General features: G+C 66.1%; 15 protein-coding genes. 8 read left to right on the plus strand and 7 right to left on the minus strand.

What is annotated here, in order from left to right; translation table 11 throughout:
- The first annotated feature begins 37 nt into the window (after positions 1–37).
- The 4 genes from AC1DK4_RS09660 (at position 38) to boxA (ending at position 5733) form a co-directional block, all read left to right on the plus strand.
- Positions 38–1012, plus strand: a complete 975-nt coding sequence (locus AC1DK4_RS09660) for a helix-turn-helix transcriptional regulator (protein ID WP_441649793.1) — start codon at positions 38–40, stop codon at positions 1010–1012.
- 137 nt (positions 1013–1149) lie between these two features.
- Positions 1150–2808 carry a 2,3-epoxybenzoyl-CoA dihydrolase gene (gene boxC, locus AC1DK4_RS09665; protein WP_441649794.1) on the plus strand — a complete coding sequence of 553 codons (1659 nt, stop codon included), beginning with the start codon at positions 1150–1152 and terminating at the stop codon, positions 2806–2808.
- A 103-nt stretch (positions 2809–2911) separates the two neighbouring features.
- Positions 2912–4339: a benzoyl-CoA 2,3-epoxidase subunit BoxB gene (gene boxB, locus AC1DK4_RS09670; protein ID WP_477131513.1), complete on the plus strand. Its 1428-nt coding sequence runs from the start codon at positions 2912–2914 to the stop codon at positions 4337–4339.
- A 116-nt stretch (positions 4340–4455) separates the two neighbouring features.
- Positions 4456–5733 carry a benzoyl-CoA 2,3-epoxidase subunit BoxA gene (boxA, locus tag AC1DK4_RS09675; RefSeq protein ID WP_441649795.1) on the plus strand — a complete coding sequence of 426 codons (1278 nt, stop codon included), beginning with the start codon at positions 4456–4458 and terminating at the stop codon, positions 5731–5733.
- 100 nt (positions 5734–5833) lie between these two features.
- Here boxA and AC1DK4_RS09680 read toward each other — a convergent pair whose 3' ends face one another.
- From AC1DK4_RS09680 to AC1DK4_RS09690, 3 genes are all read right to left on the minus strand, one after another.
- Positions 5834–6628 carry an HpcH/HpaI aldolase family protein gene (locus AC1DK4_RS09680; protein ID WP_441613907.1) on the minus strand — a complete coding sequence of 265 codons (795 nt, stop codon included), beginning with the start codon at positions 6626–6628 and terminating at the stop codon, positions 5834–5836.
- 149 nt (positions 6629–6777) lie between these two features.
- Positions 6778–7473 (minus strand): fumarylacetoacetate hydrolase family protein, encoded by a 696-nt coding sequence (locus AC1DK4_RS09685; protein WP_441649796.1) that lies wholly within the window; start codon positions 7471–7473, stop codon positions 6778–6780.
- 41 nt (positions 7474–7514) lie between these two features.
- Positions 7515–7937 carry a VOC family protein gene (locus AC1DK4_RS09690; RefSeq protein WP_441613909.1) on the minus strand — a complete coding sequence of 141 codons (423 nt, stop codon included), beginning with the start codon at positions 7935–7937 and terminating at the stop codon, positions 7515–7517.
- A 143-nt stretch (positions 7938–8080) separates the two neighbouring features.
- Here AC1DK4_RS09690 and AC1DK4_RS09695 point away from each other — a divergent pair, with 143 nt between their 5' ends.
- A complete protein-coding gene (locus tag AC1DK4_RS09695) occupies positions 8081–8956 on the plus strand; it encodes a LysR family transcriptional regulator (RefSeq protein ID WP_441649797.1) in 876 nt (291 codons plus the stop codon).
- 227 nt (positions 8957–9183) lie between these two features.
- Here AC1DK4_RS09695 and AC1DK4_RS09700 read toward each other — a convergent pair whose 3' ends face one another.
- Complete coding sequence (locus tag AC1DK4_RS09700; protein ID WP_441649798.1) at positions 9184–9909, minus strand: Coq4 family protein; 726 nt, start codon at positions 9907–9909, stop codon at positions 9184–9186.
- 203 nt (positions 9910–10112) lie between these two features.
- On the opposite strand from AC1DK4_RS09700, the gene AC1DK4_RS09705 reads away from it, so the two are divergent.
- Positions 10113–10817: a Crp/Fnr family transcriptional regulator gene (locus AC1DK4_RS09705; protein ID WP_441649799.1), complete on the plus strand. Its 705-nt coding sequence runs from the start codon at positions 10113–10115 to the stop codon at positions 10815–10817.
- A 12-nt stretch (positions 10818–10829) separates the two neighbouring features.
- Here AC1DK4_RS09705 and AC1DK4_RS09710 read toward each other — a convergent pair whose 3' ends face one another.
- Both AC1DK4_RS09710 and AC1DK4_RS09715 read right to left on the minus strand, forming a co-directional pair.
- Entirely contained in the window at positions 10830–11198 is a 369-nt protein-coding gene (locus tag AC1DK4_RS09710; protein ID WP_441613913.1) for a c-type cytochrome, read from the minus strand.
- On the minus strand, positions 11195–11737 hold the full coding sequence (locus AC1DK4_RS09715; RefSeq protein WP_441613914.1) for a hypothetical protein: 543 nt from the start codon (positions 11735–11737) through the stop codon (positions 11195–11197). Before AC1DK4_RS09715 ends, AC1DK4_RS09710 begins: the two co-directional genes overlap by 4 nt.
- 270 nt (positions 11738–12007) lie before the next feature.
- Here AC1DK4_RS09715 and AC1DK4_RS09720 point away from each other — a divergent pair, with 270 nt between their 5' ends.
- Together AC1DK4_RS09720 and AC1DK4_RS09725 are read left to right on the plus strand one after the other, a co-directional pair.
- The gene (locus tag AC1DK4_RS09720; RefSeq protein WP_477131496.1) at positions 12008–12652 is read left to right on the plus strand and encodes a carboxymuconolactone decarboxylase family protein; all 645 of its coding nucleotides are present in this window, start codon (positions 12008–12010) and stop codon (positions 12650–12652) included.
- A 198-nt stretch (positions 12653–12850) separates the two neighbouring features.
- Positions 12851–13072, plus strand: coding sequence for a hypothetical protein (locus AC1DK4_RS09725; protein ID WP_441613916.1), 222 nt, complete (start codon positions 12851–12853; stop codon positions 13070–13072).
- A gap of 252 nt (positions 13073–13324) precedes the next feature.
- On the opposite strand, the gene AC1DK4_RS09730 is transcribed toward AC1DK4_RS09725, so the two are convergent.
- Complete coding sequence (locus AC1DK4_RS09730; protein ID WP_477131497.1) at positions 13325–15562, minus strand: NADP-dependent isocitrate dehydrogenase; 2238 nt, start codon at positions 15560–15562, stop codon at positions 13325–13327.
- Between the last annotated feature and the right edge of the window lie 731 nt (positions 15563–16293).

The following is a 16293-nucleotide window of genomic DNA, read 5'->3' on the forward strand; positions in this document are numbered from 1 at the left end:
ATTGTGCATGTGTGAAACATAGAGCCGACAAGAAATCATGTCAAGCAATATATTGCATGTTCCCGGGTTAACTCCGACCGGGCAGCCTGCGCCCGGGGGCGAGGGCGACGCCGGCGGCACGCAGCCGGCCAACGCCGCCGCGGGCGAGAAAAACGCGCTGCTGGTCTCGCTTGGCGAGCGCGTGCGCGACCTGCGCGCGCGCCGCGGCCTGACCCGCAAGGCCACCGCGCAGGCTGCGGATGTCTCGGAGCGGCACCTGGCCAACCTGGAGTACGGCAGCGGCAACGCGTCCATCCTGGTGTTGCAGCAGGTCGCGACGGCGCTGCAGTGCTCGCTGGCGGAACTGCTCGGCGACGTGTCCACCTCGTCGCCGGAGTGGCTGCTGATCCGTGAACTGCTGGAGCATCGCGACGAAGCCACGCTGCGGCGCGTGCGCATTGCCATCGGCGAGATGCTGGGCACCGGCGGCGGCAACGCCGCGCGCAGCCCGCGGGTGGCGCTGATCGGCCTGCGTGGCGCCGGCAAATCCACGCTGGGCGCCATGCTGGCGGAGGATCTCGGCTTCCCGTTCGTGGAGCTGAGCCGCGAGATCGAGCAGTTCGCCGGGTGCAGCATCTCGGAAATCCAGGGCCTGTACGGCATGAACGCCTACCGCCGCTACGAGCGGCGCGCGCTGGAAGAGGCCATCCAGATCTATCCGGAAGCGGTGATCGCCACGCCGGGCGGGCTGGTGTCCGATCCGGCCACCTTCAACCTGCTGCTGGCCCACTGCACCACGGTCTGGCTGCAGGCCGACCCGGAGGACCATATGAACCGCGTGCGCGCCCAGGGCGACCTGCGCCCCATGGCCGCCAGCAAGGAGGCGATGGAAGACCTGCGCCATATCCTGGCCGGTCGCGCGGCCTTCTATTCCAAGGCGGAGTTCAGCGTGGACACCAGCGCCGAGCCGCTGGATGCGACCTTCGCGTCCCTCCGGGACGTCGTGCGCAGGGCCTTGCAGCTACCGCTCTAGCCGTCGCATGGCCTGCGGGTCTCTTCCGCGAAAAGATGCACAATAGTGCTTGACGTAAATTCAGTGCATGAACTATATTTCGTTGCACTGGATTCCGATCAATGCACTATCGTGCTTCATCGCTGAGGAGACACAGCATGACTACCGCCCCCCGCGTCGACTACCAGACCGACCCGTCCCAATACAAGCACCTGAAGCTGACGTTCGACGGCCCCGTTGCCACGCTGGCGGTGGACATTGACGAGAATGCCGGCCTGCGCCCGGGCTACAAGCTCAAGCTCAACAGCTACGACCTCGGCGTCGACATCGAACTGAACGACGCGGTCAACCGCATCCGCTTCGAGCATCCCGAAGTGCGCACCGTGGTGGTCACCAGCGGCAAGGACAAGGTGTTCTGTTCCGGCGCCAACATCTTCATGCTGGGCGTGAGCAGCCACGCCTGGAAGGTGAACTTCTGCAAGTTCACCAACGAAACCCGCAACGGCCTGGAAGATTCCTCGACGCATAGCGGCCTGAAATTCCTCGCCGCGGTCAACGGCGCCTGCGCCGGCGGCGGCTACGAGCTGGCCCTGGCCTGCGACGAGATCATCCTGGTCGACGACCGCTCCTCCGCCGTGAGCCTGCCCGAAGTGCCGCTGCTGGGCGTGTTGCCGGGCACCGGCGGCCTGACCCGCGTGACCGACAAGCGTCACGTGCGCCACGACCTGGCCGATATCTTCTGCACCACCACCGAGGGCGTGCGCGGCCAGCGCGCCAAGGACTGGCGCCTGGTGGACGATATCGCCAAGCCCGCGGTGTTCGCGCAGAAGGTCCAGGAGCGCGCGCTGGCGCTGGCGGCGCAGAGCGACCGGCCGGCCGACGGCCGCGGCGTGGCGCTGACCCCGGTCGAATGCACCGTGGAAGCCGACGCCCTGCGCTACACCCACGTCACGGTGGAGATCGACCGCGCGGGCCGCAAGGCTACCTTTACCGTGAAGGCGCCGTCGGCCACCCAGCCGCAGACGCTCGGCGCCATCGCCGAAGCCGGCGCCGCCTGGTATCCGCTGCAACTGGGGCGCGAACTGGAAGACGCCATCCTGTCGATGCGCACCAACGAGCTCGACATCGGCACCTGGCTGATCAAGACCGAAGGCGAGGCCGCCAACGTGCTGGCGATGGACGCCACGCTGCTGGCGCACAAAGACCACTGGCTGGTGCGCGAGACCATCGGCCTGCTGCGCCGCACGCTGTCGCGCCTGGACGTGTCGTCGCGCAGCCTGTTCGCGCTGATCGAGCCGGGCTCGTGCTTTGCCGGCACCTTCCTCGAGCTTGCGCTGGCCTGCGACCGCAGCTACCACCTCGCGCTGCCGGACGATGAAGCCCGCGCGCCGAAGATCACCGTGGCCGAGACCAACTTCGGGCTCTACCCGATGGTGACGGGCCAGAGCCGCCTGGGCCGCCGCTTCTACGACGAGCAGCCCGCGCTGGAAGCGGTGCGCGCCCGCGCCGGCCAGGCGCTCGACGCCGACGCCGCCCATGCGCTGGGCCTGGTCACTGCCAACCCGGACGACATCGACTGGACCGATGAAGTGCGCATCGCGCTGGAAGAGCGCGCGGCCATGTCGCCCGACGCGCTCACCGGCATGGAAGCCAACCTGCGCTTCAACGGCCCGGAGAACATGTTCACCCGCATCTTCGGCCGGCTGACTGCCTGGCAGAACTGGATCTTCCAGCGCCCCAACGCTGTCGGCGAGAAGGGTGCGCTCAAGGTCTACGGCAAGGGCGACAAGGCGGCATTCGACTGGAACCGCGTCTAGACCTCACGCCCCCGCGTCGCGGCGCGTTTCCCGGTGGGGGCGCCGCGACCGACACCGCCCCTGCTCCACCAATGCCAATGCACAGCCAGCCACGGAGACCATGATGTCCGGCATCAACTACAGCGAAAAGATCCCCAACAACGTCAACCTCAGCGAAGACCGCACCCTGCAGCGCGCGCTGGAGCAATGGCAGCCGAACTACCTGAGCTGGTGGAACGACATGGGCCCGGACGGCTCGCAGAATTTCGACATCTACCTGCGCACGGCCATCAGCGTGGACCCGCAGGGCTGGGCCCACTTCGGCCACGTGAAGATGCCGGACTACCGCTGGGGCATCTTCCTCAATCCCGCCGAGGCCAACCGCAAGATCCATTTCGGCGACCACAAGGGCGAGGATGCCTGGCAGGACGTGCCCGGCGAATACCGCGCCAACCTGCGCCGCATCATCGTCACCCAGGGCGATACCGAGCCCGCCTCGGTGGAGCAGCAGCGCCATCTCGGCCTGACCGCGCCGAGCATGTACGACCTGCGCAACCTGTTCCAGGTCAACGTGGAAGAAGGCCGCCACCTGTGGGCCATGGTCTACCTGCTGCACAAGTACTTCGGCCGCGATGGCCGCGAGGAAGGCGAGGCACTGCTGGAGCGCCGCAGCGGCCAGCAGGACAACCCGCGCATCCTGCAGGCGTTCAACGAGGAAACGCCTGACTGGCTGTCCTTCTTCATGTTCACCTACTTCACCGACCGCGACGGCAAGTTCCAGCTGTGCGCGCTGGCGGAGAGCTCGTTCGATCCGCTGGCACGCACCACCAAGTTCATGCTGACCGAGGAAGCGCACCACATGTTCGTGGGCGAGAGCGGCGTGTCGCGCGTGATCCAGCGCACCTGCCAGGTCATGAACGAACTGAAGACCRACGACCCGGCCCGCCTGCGCGCGGCCGGCGTGATCGACCTGCCCACGCTGCAGCGCTACCTGAACTTCCACTACAGCGTCACCATCGACCTGTTCGGCGCGGACGAGTCCAGCAACGCCGCCACCTTCTACAGCACCGGCCTCAAGGGCCGCTACGAAGAAGGCAAGCGCACCGACGACCACGTGCTCAAGGGCCAGAGCTACAAGGTGCTGCAGGCCGTGGGCGGCCAGCTCGTGGAGAAGGAAGTGCCGATGCTCAACGCGCTCAACGAAGTGCTGCGCGACGACTACATCAAGGACAGCGTGGGCGGCGTGGAGCGCTGGAACAAGGTCATCGAGAAGGCCGCGATCCCGTTCCGCCTGAAGGTGCCGCACAAGGCGTTCCACCGCAATATCGGCGCGCTCTCGGGCGTGAAGATCTCGCCGGACGGCCGGGTGATTTCCGAGGCGGAATGGAAGGCCAACGTGGACCACTGGCTGCCGAGCGAAGCCGACCGGCTCTTCGTGGCCAGCCTGATGGGCCGCGTGGTCGAACCGGGCAAGTTCGCCAACTGGATCGCGCCGCCGGTGATGGGCATCAACCGCCAGCCGGTGGACTTCGAATACGTGCGTTTCAACTGAGCGAAGCATCGCCCGCGCGCACGAGCGGTACCCACGACAGGCGCCCGCATGGCGCCTGTCATCGAAAGGAAAGGGGAAGGCCCTGGCTACAGGGGTCGCATCACCCGGAGATCGCCATGGACATGTCCGACATCCAAGTCATCAGGCAGCACCTGATCGACCCCGAGATCTGCATCCGCTGCAATACCTGCGAGGCTACCTGCCCGGTTGCGGCCATCACCCACGACTCGCGCAACTATGTGGTCGATGCGGATAAGTGCAACGGTTGCATGGCCTGCATCTCGCCGTGTCCCACTGGCTCGATCGACAACTGGCGCACCATGCCGCGCGCCAAGGCCTACGGCGTCGGCGAACAACTCGGCTGGGACGAGCTGCCGGCCGAACTCACGCCCGAGCAATTGTCCGCGGCCGGCGTGGCCGCCGGTGCGCAGATGCCGGCCGAACCCGTGGCCGTGTCGCTGCCCGCCGCCGCCAGCGGCGAAGACGCCTTCGACAGCGCGCAGTTCGGCGCCACCGTGCCGCCGTGGTCGGCCGCGCATGCCTACACCAACCTGTATGGCGCCAAGGCCGCCAGGACCGTCACGGCCACCGTGACCGGGAACGTACGCGTCACCGGGGTGGGCCGCGACTACGACACGCACCACATCGTGCTGGACTTCGGCACGGCGCCGTTCCCGGTGCTCGAAGGCCAGTCCATCGGCATCGTGCCGCCCGGCGTGGATGCCAGCGGCCGTGCGCACCACGCGCGCCAGTATTCGCTGGCCAGCGCGCGCAACGGCGAGCGGCCCGGCTACAACAATATCTCGCTGACCATCAAGCGCGTGCTCGAAGACCACCAGGGCAATCCGGTGCGCGGCGTGGCGTCGAACTATATGTGCGACCTGCAGGTGGGCGACAAGGTGGAGGTGATCGGGCCGTTCGGCAGCAGCTTCCTGATGCCCAACCACCCGCGCTCGAATATCGTCATGATCTGCACGGGCACGGGCAGCGCGCCGATGCGCGCGATGACCGAATGGCGCCGCCGGCTGCGCAAGTCGGGCAAGTTCGAGGGCGGCAAGCTGATGCTGTTCTTCGGCGCGCGCACGCGCGAAGAACTGCCTTACTTCGGCCCGCTGCAGAACCTGCCGAAGGATTTCATCGACATCAACATGGTGTTCTCGCGCACGCCCGGCCAGCCCAAGCGCTATGTGCAGGACGCCATGCGGGAGCGCGCCGCCGACCTGGCCGCGCTGCTGGCGGACGCGAACACGTATTTCTACGTGTGCGGGCTCAAGAGCATGGAGGAAGGCGTGGTGCTGGCCCTGCGCGACGTCGCGCAGCAGGCCGGGCTGTCATGGGAGACGGTGGGCGCCGACCTGAAGCGGGAAGGGCGGCTTCATCTCGAGACGTATTAGACGTATTAGACGTATTCGACGTATTCGACGTAATAGACGTATGGAATGAGCGAGGCACGCCGTTGCCGGTGCGAGCCGACGCAAGCGGCCGGCGCTCTGCTCAATAGCCGTGCGACGTGCCGCCTGCCGGCGCCTTGCCGGCCCGCATCTGCGTCACCACCTGCCTGGCCCCGGCTGCCATCAGGCGGGCATCCGAGCCCACCGTGACAAAGCGGAAGCCCTGCTCGATGCGGCGCAATGCCGCCTCCGGCGCGCCGTTGTGGATGCCGGCGACCACGCCGTGCGCCTTGGCGCGCGCCACCACGTGCGCGATCGCGTCCGCCACCGGCTGGTCGACATCGTCGAAGGTGGGCCGGCAGCCAAGCGCGAGCGACAGGTCGGACGGGCCGATGTAGACCGCGTCCAGTCCCGGCACGGAGAGGATCTCGTCGAGGTTGTCCAGGCCTTGCCGGGTTTCGATCATGGCGAAGGTGACGATGGTCTCGTTGGCGCGCTCCGGATAGTCGGCGCCGCCGTAGAGCAGCCCGCGGATGGGGCCGAAGCTGCGCGACCCCTGCGGCGGGTAGTGCGTGGCGGCCACGAAGCGCTGCGCATCCTCGCGCGTGTTGATCATGGGGCAGATCACGCCATACGCGCCTGCATCCAGCACCTTCATCAGGATGCCGGGTTCGTTCCAGGGCACGCGCGCCACGGGCACGGTGTCGGTGGTCGAGACGGCGGTGAACAGCGCCAGCGCATCGCGATAGTCGAGCGCGCCGTGCTGCAGGTCGACGGTGAGGGAGTCCCAGCCCTGGTGGGCCATGGTCTCGGCCGCGAAGCTGCTGGGAATGGAGAGCCAGCCATTGACGACGGCCTGGTCGGCCGCCCACATTTTTCGAATCCGGTTTTCGCGCATGGGCTTTGTCTCCTGTCTTGTCCTCGCCGGGCAGCGTGCCACCTTGGTCTATAGGTTGTCGTACAAGGTTGGGCAAGTATAAGCCCACAAAGCAAAGGCGGGCCCACTTGTGTATCGGGGCCCGCCTTGGTTCCTGCCGTGGTCCGGTACTAGCGCTTGCCGACCGTGAACGCGATCTCGCCGATGCCTTCGATACCCGCGGTCACCGAGTCGCCAGGACGCAGTTCGCCCACGCCGGCCGGCGTACCGGTGAAGATCAGGTCGCCGGGAGCCAGGGTCACACTTTGCGAGACATAGGCAATCACGTCGGCCACCGGCCAGATCAGCTCGTTCAGGTCGCCGTCCTGGCGGGTCTCGCCATTGACCGCCAGCCAGATGCGTCCCTTGGCGGGATGCCCGACGCCGGCCACCGGGTGCAGCGGGCCGCACGGGCCGGAAGCATCGAAGCTCTTCGACCAGTCCCACGGCCGGCTCATCTTCTTGGCCACGTCCTGCAGGTCGCGGCGCGTCATGTCCACGCCCACGCCGTAGCCCCACACCAGGTCCAGCGCCTGTTCGGGCGTGACGTTGGCGCCGCCCTTGCCGATCGCCACCACCATCTCGATCTCGTGGTGGAGGTTTTCGGTCAGCGGGGGATAGGCCACCGTGCCTTCGGCCGGCACCACGGCATCGGCCGGCTTGGTGAAGAAGAAGGGCGGATCGCGGTCCGGGTCATTGCCGAACTCGCGCGCATGCGCCGCGTAGTTGCGGCCCACGCAGAACACGCGGCGGATGGGAAAGCGGGCGTTGCTGCCGGCCACGGCGACGCTCGCCTGCTCGGCGGGCTGGATCACGAAATCGGTCATCTTTGAATCCGTAGTGAGGGGCGTGAAAAATGGCTGCGTGCTTACTTGGCAAAAACCTGGCTCAGATCGCCGAAGGCCTTGAACTCCAGGGCATTGCCCGACGGGTCGAGGAAGAACATGGTGGCCTGCTCGCCCACCTGGCCCTTGAAGCGCACATGCGGCTCGATCACAAAGCGCGTATTGGCCGCGCGCAGCCTGCCGGCCAGCGCTTCCCATTCTTCCATCGGCAGGATCGCGCCGAAGTGCCGTACCGGCACGTCGTCGCCATCCACCGCGCTGGTGGCGCGATGGCCGCATTCCTCGGGCGCCAGGTGCGCCACCACCTGGTGGCCGTAGAAATTGAAATCGATCCAGGCGTCGGAGCTGCGGCCTTCGGGGCAGCCGAGCAGGCCGCCGTAGAAACGGCGCGCCTCTTCCAGGTCATTGACGGGAAAAGCCAGGTGGAAAAGCGGGGTGGCGCTCATGGGAGGGCTCTCTTGGGGGAGGGATTGTCGGACTCAGCCGCGCGCAGGAAAAACCGCGGCGGCGCTGGTGCGTTGATTGTAATCAGCAGAACTCGTAATATGAAACGAATGTTTTACGCGCTAAGCATCAAAAATTAAGATATATGATCCGCTACTTCCAGACCTTCCTCGTCGCCGCGGAGACGGCCTCCTTCTCCGCTGCCGGGGCGCGGCTGGGCCTGACCCAGTCGGCCGTCAGCACACAGATCCGCCGGCTCGAGGAAGACCTTGGCTGCACCCTGTTCGACCGTGCCGGCAAATCCGTCACACTCAGCGAGGAGGGCCGCAAGCTGCTGCCGGAAGCCCGGCGCTTCATCGAACTCTATGCATCGATGAAAGGCCGCGCGCAGTCCGCCTCCGACACCACGCCGCTGGATCTCGGCGCGGTCTCCACGGTGCAGGCCACGCTGCTGCCCAAGGCGATGAAGCGCTTTCGCGAGGGATTTCCAAAGACCCATGTCAACATCATCCCCGGCATGTCCACCCAGCTGCTCACGCAGGTGGACGCCCGCGAGCTAGATATCGCCGTCCTGATCAAGCCGCGCCTGGGCATCCCGCCTGAACTCAAATGGGTCCACCTGATGCGCGAGCGCTTCGTCGGCATCGTCCCCAAGGGCGCCCCGCGCGAACTCAAGGCCGCGCTGGCCGCCTTGCCCTTCATCCGCTACAACCGCCACTCCATGGGCGGCCAGCTGGTGGACCGCTACCTGCGCCGGCACCGGCTCTGGGTCGAAGGCGGCATGGAGCTGGACGAACCCGCGGTCATCCTGCAGATGGTCAGCGAGGGCCTGGGCTGGGCCATCATCCCCGCCGAGCTGGTGCCGCTCAGGCAGACCCGCAACGTGGTGGAGATCCCGTTGCCGGGCGAGCCGATCTTCCGGGAGATCGGCGTGCTGGTGCGGCAGACGGCGCTCAAGCGGGCGCCGGTGGCGGGGCTGATCGAGGCGCTGGTGGGGGAGGCGGCGGGGCGGGAAGGTTAGTACAGGCAGCACAGGCGGCAATCGCTGCCGGTTCGAAGAGGCGCTCTGCGTGGCGTCGCGTCACCACGACGTCTGGTGTCGCCGGCCGTGCTGCGCGTCCGGGCGGACGGGCGGGTGGAAGTGCAACGATGATCATGCCGCGGCGGCATGATCGCAATCGCTGTCGCAATCACCGTCGCAATTCCTCCCGTATGCCGCGGCATCGTCCGGCGCGCGTGGCTTGCGTCCTACCGCTCCCATTTTCCCGTGGGACTTGACGCCAGGTACCTGTCGGGCCTGGCGATGCCCAGCCGGGCGCGCGCCGCATCGAGCGGTTCGTGCAGCAGGGTCTCGTAGTCCTCGCCCAGCAGCCACTTTGCCTTGCGGCCATGCCGGTAGCCCTCGATCACGGCGCGGGCAAAGGCGGTGCTGCGGGTAAGGCGCAGGCTGTGCAAGGTGGCGGAGACCGCGATGAAGCCCCAGCCGAGACCGCCGGTCTGCGCGTAGCTGAACGCAACCAGCGCCGCTTCGCCCAGGGTCTCGTCCGCGCTGTAGCCTGTCAGTACGTGCCAGATGTCGTGGATGTCGCGCGTTCGTCTGCCGAACCAGGCGTAGGGGTCTTCGACCAGCGGCTCGCGGTTGAGGTTCGAGATCTTGGCGAGGTCGGCGGCGCTGTATCCGGTCTCCTCGAGGAACGAGCGATAGGCTGCGCCGAGCGTGCCCGGCGCGAAGCTTGCGACGAATGCCGGGTCGGAGAGGCGCTCCGCCAGCTCCACGCGCAGATAGGCCAGCCGCCGCCCGGCCGGGGTCTTCATGAGCCGGGAGAAATTCCTTGGCGCCGCCGGCCCGTTGAGGGCGCGCATGATGAGAAACACCTGTGTGGTGTCGTCTCCGTTCGCGAGCAGCTTGCGGATCGCGCGGAACGCGGTCGGCAGGTCACGCTTGTACAGATCGGGGGAGGTCGCGATAGCCATTGGCTCGTTCCTGTTGACGAGGTGGTTGTCATGACGGTGGGGACTGGTCAGTCCACGCAGGCCAGCGTCGGAGCCGGGTCGGTCAAGTGCAGCGCCCCGCATACGAGGGTATTCATCTACACCACCGGGCTCCAGGGGAAGATCTTTGCAGCGAACGGCCGATTACAATGTCGTCTTCCCGACATAAGTCCACGATTGACGCTGTGTCTAAGCCATTCACCGCTCAGGACCGCCTGCCTGCCCTGAAATCCAGTGCCTGGTTTGCCGGTCTTGCGCCGGCGCTGCAGGCATGGATTGCGCAAGCCGCGAGGGTCAGGACCCTGGCGGCGGGCCAGCGGCTCTTTGCGCCTGGAGACGTATCCGACGGGCTCTATTTCGTCGTGAAGGGCGCAATCCGGATGACAAGCTCGTCGGCGGACGGCAGGCAGGCGCTGCTGGCGATTGCCGAGACACCGCAGTGGTTCGGCGAAGCCAGCCTGTTCGACGAACTGCCGCGCACCCACGATGCCTGGGTGGAGAGCGACGTGCTCCTCCTCCACTTGCACCAGCATGACCTGATTGAATTCCTCGAGCAGAACCCTTCGCACTGGCGGGCGTTCGGGCTCTTGCTGACGCAGAAGCTTCGCCTGGCATTCGAAGCCATCGAAGGGTCGGTGTTGCTGCCCGTGGCGGTCAGGCTGGCCCGCCGCCTGCTGGCCATCGCCAGCGGCTACGGCGAGCGCAGCGGCAGCAGCAAGCGCGTGATCAGCGTGCAGCAGGAACAGCTCGGCTCGATGCTCTCGATATCCCGGCAGACCGTGAACCAGATTCTCAAGGATTTCGAGGAGCAGGGCTTTCTGCGCCGCACGCGAGGCGCGATCGAGATTCTGGACATCGATCAATTGCGCTCGTTCGCGGCGACCCGCTAGCGAGCCGTGCCGCTACTGGTACGAATGCAAATAGGCCAGCAGGTTCTCGATTTGCTGCTTGTCGCTGATGCCCCAGAAACGCATCCTGGTGCCCGGCACGACCTTGCCGGGCGCTTCGATGAACGCCGCCAGTGTCTGTTGAGACCATACGATGCCCGACTGCTTCATCTGCGCGGAATACTTGTAGTCGCTGGTGGCGCCGGCCACCCTGCCAAAGATGGCATTGAGCTGCGGGCCGAACGCAGCGCGCGCGGAGGGTCCCACGCTGTGGCAGGACGCGCATTTCGAAGCGAACACGGCCTTGCCGGCCTGTACGTCCCCGGCAGCGTGCGCGGCTGCATGGAACGCCGATGCGAGAATCAACAATGCCGCTTTGTTCATGCGCGGCCCGGGAAGGTATCGTCGCGCCGGACGGCTTCGAGCAGGCGCTCCTCTTCATCGGTGTCCGCGTCGATCTGGGTGACCAGCGTCCAGAGCCCGTCGTCCGCGCCGATGGCCGCGAACGCATGGCTTTGTTCGAGGCGCACCATCACGCGGCGCAGGCTTTGCAGGAAGCCCTCTTCGAAGGCGTCGAGCGCGTCGTAGTCGTCGCCGAAGTCTTCCACCTGCTGCACATAGGCGGTCTCCACCGCCGCGTACCCGGCTCTCCAGAGCGCGGCGATCTCGGGCACGTCGCTCTCCACCAATTCGTAGTCCCAGTCGGGCGGATACAGCTTCTGTTCGCGGCGATCCGCCTGGGTAGACAGGCTGAGCAGGACGGAGCCATCTGCCGCGCCCACGTTGAACGCAAAGCAATGGACCGGCTCGTCGCCCAGCGCCGACTGGGCGATCAATGCCAGCGACTGGCGAGTCAGGTCGAAGACGGTCTGTTCCACCTGGTAGTTTTGTTCGAAATCGTTCCAGTACATTTTGCGGTCCATGGTCAGTGCCGGGCGTGCCGCGTCGATCCGTCGTGCCCGCTGCGGGGCGTGGACCAGCGTCACCGCTAGCGGGCGCGCGGCGGGAAAAACGCAGGAATTGTACTTTGCCCGCGGAACCGCCGCCGCAAAAGGGGGCCGGCCCGGGCCTCCCTCGTGAAAGCGGTGCATCCCGCGCCGTTCGATGCTATTTTCCAGCCTCGGCCGGCCGGCGCGTCGCCGGCCTCGAGTCGCATCCGCTTTCCCTATCCGGCTTTCCTTACCCGAACAGAAATGACAATCCAACGCGTATTCATGACCGCGGTGCTCGCCGCGCTGGTCGGCAACGCCATTGCCGCCGACGACCGCATGCCACCGATCCCGGCCGACAAGCYGACCGACGCACAGAAGAAATCGATCGAACTGCTGTCCGAAGGCGCGCCCGCGGGCGGCGCGCCGCGCAATATCGGCGCGGGTCCGTGGGTGCCGCTGATGCGCAGCCCCGAGCTGCTGAACCGGCTGCAGCGCATGGGCTCGTACCTGCGCTACGAGAGCGCCTTCGAGCCGCGCCTGAGCGAGTTCGTGATCCTCCTGACGGCGCGTGACTGGGGCAACCAGTACGAGTGGTACGCGCACCAGAAGCTTGCGCTGAAGGCCGGTGTCGCACCGGCGGTCGCGCAGGCCATCGCCGAGGGGCGCAGGCCGGCGGGCATGAGCGCCGAGGAGGAGATCGTCTACGACTTCATCGACGAGCTGATCCGCAACAAGAGCGTGAGCGACCCGACCTATGCGCGCGTCAAGGACAAGTTCGGCGAGCGCGGCGTCATCGACCTGATTGCGATCAACGGCTATTACAGCATGCTGGCGGCGGTCCTGAACGTGGCGCAATCGCCATTGCCGGGCAACGCGCCGCAGCAGCTCCCGGCACTGCCGCGCTGAAGCAGGGCGAGGCCGCTTCCAGAACCCTCCGTGCGGCCTGGCGGCATCATCGTTTCCACGCGATGGCCGGCCGTTCCCCGCGGTGTCCCGGACGGTACATGCCTGGCCTGCCGGCCGGACAATCGGCATGCAAGCCGGCGCGGCGCTGGACTAGACTAGGTAAACCGGAAGCCCGTCACGACTTGCTTCGGAGGTGACATGAACGCGCCTATTACCAAAGAACGGCGGACACCAAGACGCCCTTCCGAGCGGATGCTGAACGTGCTCGCGGTGCTCGTCGGCCTGCTCACCCTGATACTGGGTATCGCCTGGCTCATCTACACGCACTACGTCGACCGGGAAGTGCCGATGTTCGCGATTCCGCTGGTGCTCTCCATGCCGGTGATCGTCGCTGCGGCGTTCCGATGTCTGTGGGATTGACGGGCTGGCCGGCGCAAAGCCGGATGCCGGCAGCAGCGCAGGCAGGCTGTCTGCGGCGTTCCCCGGAACTGGCGTTCGGGGAGTGGGCGGCGCGTGTCATGGGAAGCACATCGCGGCCGCCTCGATACTGCAGGAATTGCCCGCCGGCAGGGAGCCGGCGGGGACGCGCCCGGACAGGCAGCGCTGGATCAGGCAACGCCCGGACAGCATGAGCGCGGGTGCCGCCCCGACTGGCGGGGCGGCTTGTTCGCCTTAGGCCTGCACTGCATCCAGCGCGGCATTCAGCGTCTTGCTCGGGCGCATCACGCTTTCCAGCTTTGCGAAGTCGGGCCAGTAGTAGCCGCCGATGTCCGCCGGCTTGCCCTGCACGTCCGACAGCTCGCCGACGATGGTCTTCTCGTTGTCGGTCAGCTTCTTGGCCAGCGCCTTGAACTGCTCGGCCAGTGCCGCGTCGCCCGTCTGTGCCGCGAGTTCCTGGGCCCAGTACATGGCCAGGTAGAACTGGCTGCCACGGTTGTCGAGCTGGCCGGTCTTGGGCGACGGGCTCTTGTTGTTGTCGAGCAGCTTGCCGGTGGCGGCATCCAGCGTCGTGGCCAGGATCTTGGCGCGAGCGTTGCCGGTCTTGATGCCCAGGTCTTCCAGCGACACGGCCAGCGCGAGGAACTCACCCAGCGAGTCCCAGCGCAGGTGGTTCTCTTCCACCAGTTGCTTGACGTGCTTGGGAGCCGAGCCGCCCGCACCGGTTTCGTACATGCCGCCGCCGGCCATCAGCGGGAYGATCGACAGCATCTTGGCGCTGGTGCCCAGTTCCATGATGGGGAACAGGTCGGTCAGGTAGTCGCGCAGGATGTTGCCGGTCACCGAGATGGTGTCCAGGCCGCGGATCACGCGCTCCAGCGTGTAGCGCATGGCGCGTACCTGCGACATGATCTGGATGTCCAGGCCCTTGGTGTCGTAGTCCTTCAGGTAGGTCTCGACCTTCTTGATCAGCTCGGCTTCGTGCGGACGGTACGGGTCCAGCCAGAACACGGCCGGCATGCCCGAGTTGCGCGCGCGGGCAACGGCCAGCTTGACCCAGTCGCGGATCGGCGCGTCCTTGACCTGGCACATGCGCCAGATATCGCCTTCTTCGACGTTTTGCGTCAGCAGCACTTCACCGGTGGCCAGGTCGACAATGTTGGCCACGCCGTCTTCCGTGATCTCGAAGGTCTTGTCGTGCGAGCCGTATTCCTCGGCCTTCTGGGCCATCAGGCCGACGTTCGGCACCGTGCCCATGGTGGTCGGGTCGAAGTTGCCGTTGGTCTTGCAGAAGTTGATGATCTCCTGGTAGATGCGCGCGAACGTGCTTTCCGGGATCACGGCCTTGGTGTCCTTCGGACGGCCGTCGGCACCCCACATCTTGCCGCCGATACGGATCATGGCCGGCATCGAGGCGTCCACGATCACGTCGTTGGGCGCGTGCAGGTTGGAGATGCCCTTGGCCGAATCCACCATCGCCAGCTCGGGGCGGTGCTCGTGGCAGGCGTGCATGTCGCGGATGATTTCTTCGCGCTTGGAGCTGGGCAGCGTTTCGAGCTTCTCGTACAGGTTGACCAGGCCGTTGTTGACGTTCACGCCCAGTTCGTCGAACAGCGCGCCGTGCTTGGCGAAGGCTTCCTTGTAGAAGATCTTCACGGCGTGGCCGAACACGATGGGGTGCGAGACCTTCATCATGGTGGCCTTGACGTGCAGCGACAGCATCACGCCGGTCGTGCGCGCATCTTCGAACTGCTCTTCATAGAAGTCGCACAGCGCCTTCTTGCTCATGAACATGCTGTCGATGATCTCGCCGTCCAGCAGCGAAACCTTGGGCTTGAGCACGATGGTCTTGCCGCTCTTGGTGACCAGCTCCATCTTCACGTCGCGTGCGCGGTCCAGGGTCATGGACTTTTCGCCGTGGTAGAAGTCACCGTGCTTCATGTGCGCCACATGGGTGCGCGAGGCCATGCTCCACTCGCCCATGCTGTGCGGGTTCTTGCGCGCGTAGTTCTTCACGGCGGCGGGAGCGCGGCGGTCCGAGTTGCCTTCGCGCAGGACCGGGTTCACGGCGCTGCCCAGGCATTTGGAATAGCGCTGGCGGATGGCCTTTTCTTCGTCGGTCTTCGGGTCTTCCGGGTAGTCGGGCACCTTGTAGCCCTTGGCCTGGAGTTCCTTGATCGCGCTGCCCAGCTGGTGCACCGAGGCGCTGATGTTCGGCAGCTTGATGATATTGGTGTCCGGCAGCAGCGTCAGGCGACCCAGCTCGGCCAGGTTGTCCGGCACGCGTTGCTCTTCGGTCAGGAATTCGGGGAATTCGCCCAGGATGCGCCCAGCCACCGAGATATCGCTGGTCGTGACGTTGATACCTGCCGGCGCGGTGAAAGTGCGGATGATGGGCAGGAAGGCACTGGTCGCCAGCAGCGGGGCTTCGTCGGTCAGCGTGTAGATGATGGTGGGTTGCTGGGTACTCATTGCTTACCTCAAGGTCAGAAATAGTAGGGAAACGCTGCCGCCTGGATCGCAAACCGGCAGTAAGGATCGAATTTTGCCTGATTTTGCTTTCATCAGTCTGTCGAGGGCGCGGTTTTCCTGTTCTGTAATCGAATAATTGCCGCTCCCGGAAGCAGGCGGTCGCGCTCCTCGCGCAGGTTTTCATTCCTAACGTCCTGTTTTTTCTGGATTTCCCGTTAATGCTTCGGCTGCGGCTGCCAATTGACCTTCCGGCCATCGGGGGGCGTCAAGCGTGCCCTTGCCGCCGGACAGCCGGCCGGGGTGACCGGCGCGTTCCCAGCCCCGATGCGATATCTCCGGGGCACTTCGCCGCCCGGAGGAGGCCGACGGCGCACTTGGGTCAATCGCGCGCCATGCCGGTGGCGTTCGATCGCCTTGGCAAAAAGTGCGGCATGCGCCTGCTGGCATTGGGTGCGTTCATGGCGGAAGGCGGGGGGGTGCGCCGCGCCGGCAGGATAAAAAAATMGCCCTGCGCAGCGGGAACGGGCGCAGGGCGATTCAGGACCACAGAAGCATGAACAAAAGCACCGGAACGTACTGCCGATGCCGGCGCGGCGCCGGGAGCGCAGTGCAGCTTGTCCTCCCGTGCGGCACGGCGCCGTGCCGGACAGCATTGCGCAATGGATTGCCGGGTGACATTGCAACGGGTTGCATGGCCCGCGGGACTGCAGCGATGCGTGCCGTGCCGCGTT

It is taken from the genome of Cupriavidus sp. 05N38, assembly GCF_056397345.1.